The sequence below is a fragment of the Paenibacillus sp. FSL L8-0641 genome, assembly GCF_038006265.1.
Classification (GTDB): domain Bacteria; phylum Bacillota; class Bacilli; order Paenibacillales; family Paenibacillaceae; genus Paenibacillus; species Paenibacillus polymyxa_D.
Window position 1 is genome coordinate 4052009 of sequence record NZ_JBBOUW010000001.1, and the last position, 13228, is coordinate 4065236.

Below are 13228 nucleotides of genomic sequence, written 5' to 3' on the forward strand. Positions count from 1 at the left end.
ATGTGCCGCTGTATTCTCAGCGTAACTATAGCCTTGTTAGGGTAACATCGTTGCACATACAGGGTCAAATCAGCATACATTTCCAGGTATTAGCCCGTCTTTGTCTGGTGTTCAAGCTTTCGCCACACAATAAGGTTATGATAACGCTTACTATTGTGAATAAAATCACAATGATAAAGTCCAGAGTATCGTACCTTGTTCCTTGTAAAGAATTATTTTTTAAATAGTTTATTCGGCAGAAGCCGCTCGGAGGGAAACACATGACGACAAGCCATGATGTACAAGGGGAAAGCTTCTTTCTCAATTTGCGATTTCTGTTGATCATATGCGTATTTGCAGGAAATGCTCTGGAACCTCTAGTCGGTTCATTTCATATTGCTCAACAATGGTTCAGCTGGATATTCATGTTTCATATGCCGTTGTTTGTACTCGTTACAGGCTACTTTGCCCAAACATCTTTGACCGGATCTGCAGGCCGAAAAGTTCTGCTTCAGATCGGTATGCAATATCTTATTTTTCAATCGCTCTATTCGATCTTGGATGTTGCGCTCTTCCACGTTCCCCATATCCATCATTCGTTCTTTGCTCCTTATTTGCTACTCTGGTTCCTTGCCAGCCATATCTGTTGGAGACTGCTAATGCTGTCTTTTCAGAAAATACCACCTGTCCTCCAATTGGGTATATCCGTGCTGCTCGGTATCCTCGTCGGGTATCTCCCTGTGGATGGTATATGGCTGAGCGTATGCAGAACCTTTGTTTATTTGCCTTACTTTGTAGCAGGTTATCATTTGAATTATGCGGACGTTCGGCGGTTCTTCACAGCTCCAGTCCGCATAATCGCTGGCTTTATATCTCTTCTGCTTATGGTACTGGCGGGAACGTCGTATTTCGACATCCCGGCAGGCTGGCTGTATGGCAATATGACTTACGGTGAATTGGGCCATACCGAATGGTACGCAGGAATTTACCGCATCGGCATTTATGGAGTTCAATGGATAGCATCCATGGCGTTCCTAAGCTTTGTTCCAGCTGTCACAGGACGTATAACCGAGATGGGAAGACGGACACTATATGTCTTCTTACTGCATGGCTTGATCGTCCGTACCGTCGTTGCGAAGGGAGTCTACGAATATATAGACACTCCAGTGGAAGTCATGTTGATTGTAGTGTGTGCTGCTGGTCTGTGCTGTATGTTGACCATGCCTTGGGTTCGAACTGCAACACGACCTCTGATTGAGCCACAGGTAGAGTGGATGCTAAAGCCAGCTCCTTATCCCTTTAGACGGTCCGCGTAATTTTTTTATCCATTTTTTATTTAACATTGAACACGCCACAACCCACTTACAGACCAACATGTAAGCGAGTCTACCCCCTCTTTACTCCACTTGGAGCCTGTTTCATACAGGCGTGACGTGGTAAGTAAAGGATGCGCGCAACAAAAAACAACTTTTTTATTAAGGAGTGATTTGTAATGGCACGTAATCAAAATCAGGGGAAAATGAGTCGCGAAGAGGCAGGTCGTATGGGTGGAGAGGCTACTTCCAAGAAGCACAATAAGGAATTTTATCAGGAGATTGGTAAAAAAGGCGGGGAAGCAACCGCAAACTCTCACGATAAAGAATTTTATCAGGAAATCGGCAAAAAGGGCGGCGATGCTACAGCTGAGTCGCATGACAAAGATTTCTACAGAGACATCGGTCGTAAAGGCGGCAGAAATTAAGGTGTAATGTCCTCTTCCGCCCTCCTTTAACATAAAAACAAGCTTGAGCCCATCTGCTTTATTGCGGAATGGGCCCTTTCATATTTTACCTGATACGCAAACCTATCAGTATACATATTTCTAATAGAATCACATTCTAACCTCCTCTAAATGCAATATATAGACAAATAAAACTGGTCATATCTATATATTGTTGATTACAGAACACTTCTTGTACTTTTTCAAAATCTTCATATATGTAGAAAAAAGCTCACATCTATGATAGACTCTTTAGAAAACATCTGCGCTATTACGGCGTCCATTGAACGCCATACTATTTTTATACTTTGGGGGGAAACCAGCATCATGACAGCTAAGACGAAAATGCGTTCCGATATGATTAAAAAAGGCTTTGACCGCGCTCCTCACCGCAGCTTGCTGCGCGCAGCGGGTGTCAAGGAAGAAGATTTTGACAAACCGTTTATTGCGGTATGTAACTCGTATATTGATATCGTACCGGGCCACGTCCATTTGCAGGAGTTTGGCAAAATTGTCAAGCAAGCCATTCGTGACGCAGGCGGTGTACCTTTCGAGTTTAACACCATCGGTGTAGACGACGGCATTGCCATGGGCCACATCGGTATGCGTTATTCTCTGCCCAGTCGCGAAATTATAGCTGACTCTCTGGAAACTGTCGTGTCCGCTCACTGGTTTGACGGCATGGTTTGTATTCCTAACTGTGATAAAATTACCCCTGGCATGATGATGGGCGCATTGCGCGTTAACATTCCAACTATTTTCGTCAGCGGCGGTCCTATGAAAGCTGGTAAAGACAAGAACGGTCGCTCTATTTCCCTGACCTCCGTCTTCGAAGGCGTAGGTGCATATCAGGCTGGTAAAATCGACGATCAAAGCTTGCTTGAATTAGAACAATATGGCTGTCCGACATGTGGCTCCTGTTCAGGGATGTTCACAGCGAATTCCATGAACTGTCTCGCAGAAGCAATGGGTCTGGCTATGCCGGGTAACGGCACCATTCTCGCAGTAGCAGAAGAACGTAAAGAATTCGTTAAACAATCTGCACGCCAATTGATGGAATTGATTAAGCTGGATCTTAAACCACGTGATATCGTGACTAAAGAAGCTATTGATAATGCATTTGCATTGGATATGGCAATGGGCGGTTCCACAAATACAGTATTGCATACATTGGCACTTGCCCATGAAGCAGAAGTTGACTACCCTATCGAACGTATTAATGAAGTCGCAAACCGCGTACCTCATTTGTCCAAATTGGCACCTGCTTCCGACTATCATATTGAGGATGTTCATAATGCAGGCGGCGTAAGCGCAGTACTGAATGAATTGTTGAAGAAACCGGGCGCACTGCATGGAGACTGTATTACTGTAACCGGAAAAACCATTCGTGAAAACGTAGAGGGTCAGGAAATTCTGGATACTAACGTCATCCACAAACTGGACAACCCTTATTCCGAACGTGGCGGTCTGGCTGTATTATTCGGTAATCTTGCACCGCAAGGCTCCATCATTAAAGTCGGTGCAGTTGATCCTTCGGTTGGTGGTTATCACAAAGGTCCTGCTATCTGCTTTGATTCACAGGAAGATGCACTGGCAGGTATCGCCAACGGTAAAATTAATGAAGGACACGTGGTTGTTATCCGTTATGAAGGTCCAAAAGGCGGACCTGGTATGCCTGAAATGCTCGCTCCAACTTCACAAATCGTGGGTATGGGGCTTGGTGCTAAGGTTGGCCTGATTACAGACGGACGCTTCTCAGGTGCTTCCCGTGGTATCTCCATCGGTCATATTTCCCCCGAAGCTGCAGAAGGCGGACCTATCGCATTTGTTGAGGACGGCGATATCATCGAGCTGGACTTGAACAATCGTAAGATTGAGCTCCAGATTACGGACGAAGAATTCGAACGTCGTCGCGCCAACTGGAAAGGCTTTGAGCCGAAGGTGAAAACGGGTTACCTGGCGCGTTATTCCAAGCTGGTGACGAACGCAAGTAACGGCGGAATTATGAAAATCTAAATGCTTTGCTAAGATAGGACTACTTTATGAACGGCTAAAAAGCCTCTCGATCCCTAACAAAGGATCGAGAGGCTTTTTTATTAGGTCATCAGGGTTAGCCTATTCAGTCAGCTCGCTGTTGAGTGCATGGACATCATCTCTCTGAGCTGTTTGCTCAAGAGCTTCGTTTGAGCGGTGTGAGTCTCCCTGATGAAAACGTTCAAACAAGGTATCCAGTGGCATCACAATTATTTTCGGTACCATTACATCTTTTTTTTCATTCAATTTCTCTAAGCCCGAAGGATGGATAACACGAAATAACAGCTTAAGATATACAGTGGACACATGCTTAAACAATCCTTTGGGAAGCTCTCGAACTTGAAATCCCAACTTCTCTGGTCCCCGATGAATCATACTTACTGCATAGATCGCCTTTACACCCTTCATTTCAGAATCATGTACAATGCGTTGGGTCAGATCAGGAAGTTGTTTTTTTACAATCCGAATTAATTGAATAGCTAGATGTACCATCGACTTTGCCGTCGAACCCAATTGGAACAACTTTTTATTATCAAAATGAAGTTCGATTACCGGATCCCCTTTTTTTAGCCACCTGCTGTTCTCCATATTTACATTTGGCCCATGATAGATACGGCGACGATAATAAAAGATCGTATCCTCCTGACTTACGGGACGAAGACGAAACAAAACATGAAATAGACGCTCATACTGAAGCCATCCAAATACCAGCGTTCTTTTATACCAACCCGTACTGGACATCTCGGAGGCAGTAGGTTGATTGACAGACTGACGGCAAAACAATGTATCCACCCGCACGCTGCGTAATTGTCGTTCTTGGGCGACCCTCAGTAGCTTCTCCAGTGCGATTAGCATATTCTGTGGCGCTTCCGCGTCTGCCCCCAATGTCGTACCACAGTCATGGAGCAGCATCACCTCGCCACCCCTTAGCTTTTTAAGCATTCTCTCTGCCAATTGTTTAGCTCCAATGCTTGCCTTCCAGTCCCCGAACATGGAAGACCATAATACGATTCGACGACCATTGGTGTTGGAAATATCAAAGAAGTTCACTATCCCCCAAGGTGGGCGATAAAAGGTCGTTCCCTCGCCAGTTACTCGACGAATGACTGACTCTGTCTGGGCAACTTGTCTTCTAACAGTAACAGGCCGCATAAGCCAATTCGATTTGTGCACATAATTATGAATACCAATTAGATGACCTTCATCATGCATGCGTTTCAGAAGCTCAGGGTGTTTTTCTGCATTTATCCCAACAACAAAAAAAGTAGCTTTGGCATCAAAACGCTTCAGTAAATCAAGCAGCTGCGATGTATACACTGGATCAGGGCCATCATCAAAGGTGAGCGCATATTCTTGTTCACTTTTGCCGCGCCTGAACACCCGGAAACCAAATATACGACTAACCAGCGCCGGAATAAAAGCATAAAAAGTTGAAATGTAAAACATCCATAACAGCAAAGTCTGCACGTTTTATCCCCACTTTTCTATTCTGAACTCCCCAAGCAGGCTTCCTGAGGAAAACTCACTTACTTATATGTTATCACAATGACGTAAACATGCCGAGATTTCGCTACTTCATATGGTCAGCATTGAGGTCCAATTTAGTGTACAATAAATAAAAATCTAAAAGGAGTCGTTGTATCCATATGCTTCCATTGTACAAAAAATATTGGCGTACCGTTTTTGATATCGGTTTGATCGTATTAACCGTTTATTTAATTATGTTCGTATCCAGCAAACTGTATCAACTTGCCGCACCTGTGTTCCTTTCGTTCGTCGTGTTCTGGTGCATTGAACCTGCTGCCCGTTATTTTCATCGAAAAGGAATGAAAAAGCCTTTTGCCTCCGCACTCTCCGTATTGCTGTTTATTATCCTTTTACTTGCTATTTTTTTCGGATTGGGTCTGATTCTGGTTACGCAATTTACGAAAGTGGCGCAAAACCTCCCACAGTATACTCAGATGATCCAAGCGGAATTCACGCGGTATCTTCATCTTTCTCAAGATAAAATCGCTGCTTTGCCTCCGGGTGTTACCGAACGTGTGAATGAATATTTTGCGACTGCCACCACCATTGCTACAAAATGGGCACAGCTAGGCTTATCCTTTTTCATACAGTTCCTCAGTTCTTTCACTGTTTTTATGGGCAACTTTTCCATTGCAATCATTTTAGCGTTCTTTTTAAGTATGGAAATTAATCTTTGGAAGAGCATTGCCCGTAGTAAAACACCCAAGACACTAAAAACTGCTTATCTTTTTCTGAAAAATCACGTACTTAAAGCTATCTCCGCTTTTCTCAAGGCTCAAGCTCTGCTGGTAGGGATTACCTTTGTTCTCGTATTTATAGGTTTACTCATTTTGCAAGTGGATAATGCCCTCTCATTGGCGCTCGTGGCAGCTTTGTTTGATATCCTGCCCTTGTTGGGTGTGCCTGTTATTTTTATTCCGTGGGCAGTGTATCTGTTCATCACAGGCAATACCGGCCTGGCTGTAGGCCTGCTTATTGTCATGGCTGTCACGGTGATCGTCCGCCAGCTGGCAGAGCCTAAAATCACTGGTAATTCCATCGGTGTTTCATCTGCCTATCTGATGCTTTCCTTTGCCATTATATCGTTGTCCATCTTTGGACTAGCCGGCTTAATCCTGTCACCCATTCTGATCATTTTGCTCAAGGAATTGTGGCAGCAAGGCTATCTACAGAAATGGATTCGGTTTCCGACAGAGGAATTTGACGAGCCTCCGTTTATCGTTAAAATACAGGAGGAGGATCGTGAAGCTACTCGTGGTACTCAAGAGGATTGAGCTAACAGATCCATCACTTGACCAAACAGTGCTGTAGCTTGATTTGTAGAATCTGTTAAAGCATTTTGCACAAGGACGGCGACCGCATAACGAGGCCGCTCTATCGGACCATAACCTATAAACCACTGGTGATTTATAGGTTGACCGTTCTTCAAAGCTTGGGCCGTACCTGATTTGCCGGCCAGATTCCATGATTTATTACGCAACGAGGCACCAGTCCCCTGTGTCACAACCTTTTCCATTGCTTCACGAAGCGTGCGAGCCGTCGATGTATGAATCAAGCGGCTACCCTCAGGTGAAGGTGCAGCGTGAGTAGGTAGTTCCAGTAAGGTGCTACCATCTGCATAACTGATGCGTTTGACGACGCGTGGTGCATGTACTTGACCATCATGCAGCAAGGTGACGATGAGATTGGCAGCTTGGAGAGGCGTCACCAGCACATCACGTTGGCCGATAGCTGTCTGTACACGTACGCCCGGATCAGACGCGTTCGTATGGGGGCCGAATACGGCTCCCTTTTCTTCGTGATCCAGCGGTCTGAATTGAGGTAGTCCTGCAAGATTCCGCTCCTGCCAGCCCACAGTTCGGCCCAATCCCAGTGCAGAGGCTGTGGCCTGAATTTGCTCAGGATTAAGCCGTTCACCGAGATGAGCGAACACACTATTACAGGATACGGCAAGCCCTTCCTCCAGGTTCAGGGTACCGTGTCCTTCTTTTTTCCAGCAAGCCAAACCGTACTTGCCATAAGTTCCATGACAATGGAATTGTTCCTGCGGTTGGACAACACCTGATTCAAGTGCAGCAGCAGCCGTAACCAACTTAAAAATGGAACCAGGCGTTATCGCCTTAAGTGCACGATTAGACCAGTCTGTTTTTTTCTGGGGATCAACATGACCGGGATTATAAAAAGGGCGAGACACCATCGCCAGTACATCCGCGTTGCCTGCATCGAGCACTACCACCGCCCCTTCTGCCAAATGACTAGATTCCGTCAGCTTTTCAATCTGTTCCTGTATAGGTAGATCAATTGTAGTCTGTACCTGTAATGGATAGTGACCATTGGATGGAGCACTGACACGCAGCGGTACATGAGCCAATGGACGACGCTGCGCATCTACAAATCGGGAGACGAACGTTTCACCGACGCCGCTCAGTAGCGGCTCCAGCGTTCTTTCCAGCCCGGCTGCCCCCATCGGCAGTTCACTCGCTCGGTCGGCACGTTCATACAAAAAGCCAAGCCATTGCCTGCCATTGGGCAAATCCCTGTAACGTTTCGCATAAGGTACAAGCTCAATAAGCGAAGGGGCTAACTTCAGCAGCTTGCCTGCTTCATGCGGATTGATTTGTACGGGCTCTCCGCGCCCATCTCGCCATATGAGCGGGGATTGCAGCCCTTTCCATCGTGTCAGTAGTTGCTTCTTATTCGTACGCAGTAGCTCGGCCAGTTCTTCGCCATGTAAAGCCGCTTTGCCATCTACATCGGGAAAAAGTACTGGCGTCCATACTACTCCGCCAGTCAAGGGTCGCCCATGCCGGTCCGTAAACTGTCCACGTCCAGAGTCGATAGAAATGCCCTCCTGTCGCTGACGTGCTGACATTTCCTTAAGCGAATGCCCCCCATAAACGGACATATGAATGCCCGCTGTCCCCTGAAGCCAAGCCAGTCGGAATAATAAAATCAGCAGTAGCGCCATCACCCCCAAGGCCATATATGCAATTCGACGTTTTCGTATGAAACTGCTACCACGCCTCGGCACACCCATCCTTCTTTCATCTTTTTTCCAGTAGTATGTCCTGTAGTTGAAAAAGAAAACCCACTCAACTTTTAACGTTGAATGGGTTAACCACGGAGATCAGTGACAATCCTGATTCCCATGGTTTAGTTATATCTACACCGTAAACCGCGAAAGCTGTTCCTTCAAGTTCACTGATACTCCTTCCAGTTTATCCGACAAACCTACCAGTTGATTACCAATATTGGCCTGTTCAGTGCTGAGTGAAGCGACTTCCTGTGAAGTGGCCGAGGATTGCTCAGCTACTGCACTTACATTGGTCATTGCCTCGGACAATGTGGTCTGTGATTCACTCAGATGATGAATGGAGGCGGTGACCGTTCCCAACCGAAGCGCGAACTCTCCCATTTGCTGCTGCACCGATTGGAAAATGTCCGTTGTTTCCTGCACGGCTCCCATCTGCTCCCGGAACAGCGGGTACACCTCAGATAACGCCTGTACCGTTTCATTCATCTCATTGACGATGTTATTAGTAATACCCGTAGCTGTGCGAATAGCTTGACGTGATTGTTCAGCCAGCTGCCGAACCTCATTGGCTACCACCATAAAACCACGCCCAGCCGTCCCCGCTCGTGCTGCTTCAATCGTCGCATTCAGTGACAGAATGTTCGTTTGTTTAGCAATATCCTGTAATACGTCCAGCACCTTAAAGACATCGGAAGTTGTCTTCTTCAGTTCATCTACTTTGCCTACCAGAGCATGCGTAGTTTCTTCCGTAACCTTAGTCTTGCTCAATAGATTTTTCAGTTGAACTGTCCCTTGTTCACTGGATTGTTCAACTTCTTGTGCGACCAGACTCATTTCATGATTGGAAGCCATAACCGTATCCATTTGCTGAGATATATTCCCGGTTAGTCCGCTGCCACGTTCGGCCTCTGTTGCCAAACTGGCGGCGCCATGAGCAATTTCTTCCGTTGCTGCTGCTATTTCTTTGGCTGAAATGGCTGTCTTCTTCGAGGCATCGCCTAGTTCTGTTGCTGTATTCAGAACCTCCTGAGCTGAGGCATTCGTCTGCTCTACCAGCAATGTAATTTGCTCCATCATGATATCAAAGCTTTCTGACAACTGCCCAATTTCATCCTGAGCCTTATAGTTCGTTCGAATTTGCAAGTTGCCTTTGGCGCCTTCGACCATTAAATCCTTTAGGTGTGTCAATGGACGAGCCACGAGGCGCACGATCCACAAGCCAATGAACAATGCAATGAGTGCAGCCACTGCAGCAAATATCCAGGTCGTGGTTAGAATCCCCTTAGCGTCTCTCACCAGCTCAGATACAGGTACTACACCCACGAGAATCCATTTGGAAGTTCCCAGCGTATTATGAACCGCAAGCACATTTTGCTCTTTGCCATCTGCAACCTGCTCCATAATTTGATTTCCTTCAATCCCTTCAAGCTTGGAAACGTAATCCAGCTTTGTCTTTCCTCCTGCCAAGCTCTCATTGTTAGAACCTACAAACTCACCCTTGTCTGTCACAAGGCTAATCATACTGCCTGAGCCCAAATTAACACCTTTCAACTCGTCCTCCACCGCACTGGACTTTAAATCCATAACCAGAACATAAGTCCCTCCCAACCCGGACATGCTGTTCATGGAGCGTGCCAGACGAAAGGTCTTGCTGCCATTGTCATTCACCTGCGTAGGTAGCCAAACAATTCCCTTGTTTTTCAAAATATCCTTAAACCACGCTTCCTGCCGTACATCCTTTTGTGTTCCGGTGCCCATAGCAGCAAACTTGGTATCTTCTGGGTACAGGTACAATGAATCAATCGCTTTATTCGTAAAAGCAATATTCGTTAATTTCTTGTTTACTTCGCCCATAGCAACAAAAGATGCAAAGGGATTTTTATCTTGCTTTACAGCCTTTTGCAACTGATCACTTAATTCAGTATCAAAAAATACCTGTGTCGATGTGTCTTGAAAGCGCTCTAGAATAATGTCAAGCTTTTCTGAAGTTTGCTGAACGGTCTGCTGATAAGCCGTTGCTGCATTTTGCTCAATCGTACTTTTAGCCTTGTAGTATGAGAGCATCCCCAAGCTGACCACAAATAACATAATTGCCGCAAAAAAGATCAGAAACAACTTCATTCCAACCGAACGTATCGGATTATAGTTTTTGACCAAATGCATGAAATCTTTACTGTACCTTTCTGGCTTAAGTAAACGCTTTAAATTGTGTGTACCCTTACGAATCGCCTTAGCTAACCAGGGCGCAACCTTCGAAGACATCGCAACCGTTTGTTCCCCTTTATTCGTTGCTTTACTGCCTTTCAAACCCTGCATTTGATCCGTTTTCTTGGGTTGCCTTTTTACTGTATTCCCCTCTTTTTTCCGTAAACCCATTCCTCTCACCTACCACCATATAATTAGTTTCTAATTCCACGTCATCCATTATGTATCTATTATCTATATAACTTCTATCGGAACTATTCGACAAGGAATGTAGCTTTCCTTTGAGCATCGACTAAATTTTGTGAAACTTTTTTCCTAGAAAACTATTCAAAAAAAGGCCTCTCCAACCGATAGGAGAGGCTTTTGATTCTTTCATCTGTGACTTAAGGCTTATTTATTTCTTTTTACGCATCATATCAAAATACGATACGGGCTGAGCTACCTTCATTCTAATTCGTTGAAGCGGGTGACGAGCAGCATCCAATTCGTTGCCTTCCTCATCCCAGATCGTTCCGACCGTTTGTTTGAAGAATGTTCCGTTCGGACCGAAAAATTCAATTTCATGACCGGGTTTAAAATGGTTCCGTTGTTGAATAGTTGCGATGCCACTCGCGGCATCGTAGTCCATGACTAGTCCAGCAAAATCATAAGGGACTGCTTTTTCTTCCGGCTCATAAATATGATCCTCATGATCCGGTGTATCGTAGAAAAACCCTGTATTCAGCGGACGATTAGCTGCCTTGTTAATTTCTTCAATCCATTCTGGTTTGAGCACATAATTTTCAGGATCAGCCATATAGGAATCAATCGCTTGACGATAGACATTCACGACCGTTGCCACATAGTGGATAGACTTCATCCGTCCCTCTACTTTAAAACTGTCTACACCTACATCAATCAGATCAGGGACATTTTCAATCATACATAGATCCTTGGAACCCATAGAAAAGGCATTATCACTCTCTTCAAACAATGGAAGCTGGTTAACACCGAGCTGGAACTGTTTCAGTGCATTGCTAACCTGTGCCTCTTCTTCAGATATCCAAACCTCACCTGGGCGGGCATCCTCAAACAGATCGTATTTCCAGCGGCAAGACTGACAACATCCCCCACGATTGGAATCACGGTCTGTAAAGTGATTGGACAACACGCAGCGGCCGGAAAATGAAGAGCACATCGCACCATGGACAAAAGCCTCGATTTCGATGTCCACATGCTTTTTAATTTCTTCGATTTCCTCCAGACTGGTCTCACGTCCAAGTACCACACGCGGTAGTCCTTCGTTTTTCCAAAACTTTACCGCTTGCCAGTTCAGCGTGGACTGCTGTGTGCTCAAATGCACTTCCAATCCAGGAACAGCGCGCAATGCCACGGATACAATAGCCGGATCAGCGACGATAACGGCATGAATTCCCGCCTCGTACAGATTGCGCAAGTACTCCTCAATTCCGGCAATATCTTCATTGTGGGCATAGATATTGGTGGCCACAAGCACTTTAGCACCATACTTGTTCGCAAATTCTACACCTTCGCGCATTTCCTCAAAACTGAAATTATCGGCGTTAGAACGCAGACCATATTTTTGTCCACCAATATATACAGCATCCGCGCCATAGTGAACGGCAAACTTCAGTTTTTCCAGATTTCCGGCAGGAGCCAACAGCTCCGGCTTGTCCAAACGATTCCGTTTACCTATATATTTTCTCGTTTTGGTTATCGTCCCCATGACGTTCCCCCCTCTGTAAATTCATTTTAAAATTAATAAACCTGCTCTTTATAGAAAAATCCGAAGGAAAGTTCCCGTTCAGGATCTTGAAGACGGCGAACTTCATCCAGCCAGCTTTCATCATAAGCGTAAGCATCCGGGTCGGCTGTATAACTATCTATTGCTTTACGATAAGCACGAACAACCGCCTCATTGTAGGCCGTAGGCTTCAATAAGCCCTCGATCTTAAAGCTATGCACGCCCGCCTCCATTAGAATATGCAGGTCCTCCATGATGCAAAAATCATCTGAACTCATAATATGTGTCCCATTTATATCCTCGTAAATAGGGAACTTCTCTTCTTTCCGCTCTGCTTCAATCAGAAACAAGCCGCGTCCTCTACCCAAATCGCCTTCTACATTACGTCCTTGGTGCAGCATATAACTTTGAACAAGCTTACGCTTGGAGTGATAAATATTAGTCATGCCATGTACCTGAACCTGTGCTTCTATGTTCAACTTTGGTATCATTTCGGTAATTTCATCCATACTCAGCTCACGAGCCAAAATGACCCGGGAAGCCCCCTTTTCACCCCAATAGTTGGCGGTTGCGAAGTTGGTAGAGATCATCTCACCGTTCCAGAACAGCTTCAGATGCGGGGCATACTCCTTCACGGCCATAAGCACTGCGGGATCATTAAACTCAATGGCGTCTATGCCGCATCCAGCTAGGGTCTGCACATATTCGGGAATGAGCGGCAATAGCTCGTTCGTCATCAAATTCGTCATAGATACATATACCTGCGCCGCATGCTTGCGTGCTTCTTCTACCACTTCACGGATTTGGTCCGGTGTAAAATGTCCCGGCAGTCGCATTCCAAAGCGGTCATCTCCAATAAGTAATGCAGTAGCTCCAGCCCCCAGCATATGGCGGGCATCCTCCGGAGAGCTGGCAGTTGCCAGTAGTTCGGGTTTGTAAGCCATAG

9 protein-coding genes are annotated in these 13228 nt (G+C 45.6%); 4 read left to right on the forward strand and 5 right to left on the reverse strand.

Annotated elements, in window-relative coordinates; all coding sequences use genetic code 11:
* Window positions 1-260 precede the first annotated feature (260 nt).
* The 3 genes from MKY16_RS18275 to ilvD all read left to right on the forward strand — a co-directional run bounded on the left by MKY16_RS18275 (window position 261) and on the right by ilvD (window position 3754).
* Window positions 261-1295: an acyltransferase family protein gene (locus tag MKY16_RS18275; RefSeq protein ID WP_039272871.1), complete on the forward strand. Its 1035-nt coding sequence runs from the start codon at window positions 261-263 to the stop codon at window positions 1293-1295.
* A 176-nt stretch (window positions 1296-1471) separates the two neighbouring features.
* On the forward strand, window positions 1472-1720 hold the full coding sequence (locus MKY16_RS18280; RefSeq protein WP_165149659.1) for a KGG domain-containing protein: 249 nt from the start codon (window positions 1472-1474) through the stop codon (window positions 1718-1720).
* A gap of 345 nt (window positions 1721-2065) precedes the next feature.
* Complete coding sequence (gene ilvD / locus MKY16_RS18285) at window positions 2066-3754, forward strand: dihydroxy-acid dehydratase (protein WP_039272868.1); 1689 nt, start codon at window positions 2066-2068, stop codon at window positions 3752-3754.
* A gap of 99 nt (window positions 3755-3853) precedes the next feature.
* Here ilvD and MKY16_RS18290 read toward each other — a convergent pair whose 3' ends face one another.
* Window positions 3854-5239: a polysaccharide deacetylase family protein gene (locus MKY16_RS18290; RefSeq protein WP_340956539.1), complete on the reverse strand. Its 1386-nt coding sequence runs from the start codon at window positions 5237-5239 to the stop codon at window positions 3854-3856.
* Window positions 5240-5418: 179 nt separating this feature from the next.
* Here MKY16_RS18290 and MKY16_RS18295 point away from each other — a divergent pair, with 179 nt between their 5' ends.
* Window positions 5419-6573 carry an AI-2E family transporter gene (locus MKY16_RS18295; RefSeq protein ID WP_340956541.1) on the forward strand — a complete coding sequence of 385 codons (1155 nt, stop codon included), beginning with the start codon at window positions 5419-5421 and terminating at the stop codon, window positions 6571-6573.
* On the opposite strand, the gene MKY16_RS18300 is transcribed toward MKY16_RS18295, so the two are convergent.
* From MKY16_RS18300 to MKY16_RS18315, 4 genes are all read right to left on the reverse strand, one after another.
* Window positions 6561-8336 (reverse strand): peptidoglycan D,D-transpeptidase FtsI family protein, encoded by a 1776-nt coding sequence (locus MKY16_RS18300; RefSeq protein WP_340956542.1) that lies wholly within the window; start codon window positions 8334-8336, stop codon window positions 6561-6563. The genes MKY16_RS18295 and MKY16_RS18300 overlap by 13 nt on opposite strands.
* A gap of 126 nt (window positions 8337-8462) precedes the next feature.
* Window positions 8463-10709: a methyl-accepting chemotaxis protein gene (locus MKY16_RS18305; protein ID WP_340956545.1), complete on the reverse strand. Its 2247-nt coding sequence runs from the start codon at window positions 10707-10709 to the stop codon at window positions 8463-8465.
* A 223-nt stretch (window positions 10710-10932) separates the two neighbouring features.
* A complete protein-coding gene (locus MKY16_RS18310) occupies window positions 10933-12264 on the reverse strand; it encodes a peptidase U32 family protein (RefSeq protein ID WP_340956547.1) in 1332 nt (443 codons plus the stop codon).
* Between the two features lie 32 nt (window positions 12265-12296).
* A complete protein-coding gene (locus MKY16_RS18315; protein ID WP_318627537.1) occupies window positions 12297-13226 on the reverse strand; it encodes a peptidase U32 family protein in 930 nt (309 codons plus the stop codon).
* Window positions 13227-13228 lie beyond the last annotated feature (2 nt).

Bases quoted from the DNA above. Each gene is read 5' to 3' on its own strand.
- MKY16_RS18300 (WP_340956542.1), bottom strand. From the start codon at position 8,336: ATGGGTGTGCCGAGGCGTGGTAGCAGTTTCATACGAAAACGTCGAATT.
- MKY16_RS18295 (WP_340956541.1), top strand. From the start codon at position 5,419: ATGCTTCCATTGTACAAAAAATATTGGCGTACCGTTTTTGATATCGGT.
- MKY16_RS18315 (WP_318627537.1), bottom strand. From the start codon at position 13,226: ATGGCTTACAAACCCGAACTACTGGCAACTGCCAGCTCTCCGGAGGAT.
- MKY16_RS18310 (WP_340956547.1), bottom strand. From the start codon at position 12,264: ATGGGGACGATAACCAAAACGAGAAAATATATAGGTAAACGGAATCGT.
- MKY16_RS18305 (WP_340956545.1), bottom strand. From the start codon at position 10,709: ATGGGTTTACGGAAAAAAGAGGGGAATACAGTAAAAAGGCAACCCAAG.
- ilvD (WP_039272868.1), top strand. From the start codon at position 2,066: ATGACAGCTAAGACGAAAATGCGTTCCGATATGATTAAAAAAGGCTTT.
- MKY16_RS18280 (WP_165149659.1), top strand. From the start codon at position 1,472: ATGGCACGTAATCAAAATCAGGGGAAAATGAGTCGCGAAGAGGCAGGT.
- MKY16_RS18275 (WP_039272871.1), top strand. From the start codon at position 261: ATGACGACAAGCCATGATGTACAAGGGGAAAGCTTCTTTCTCAATTTG.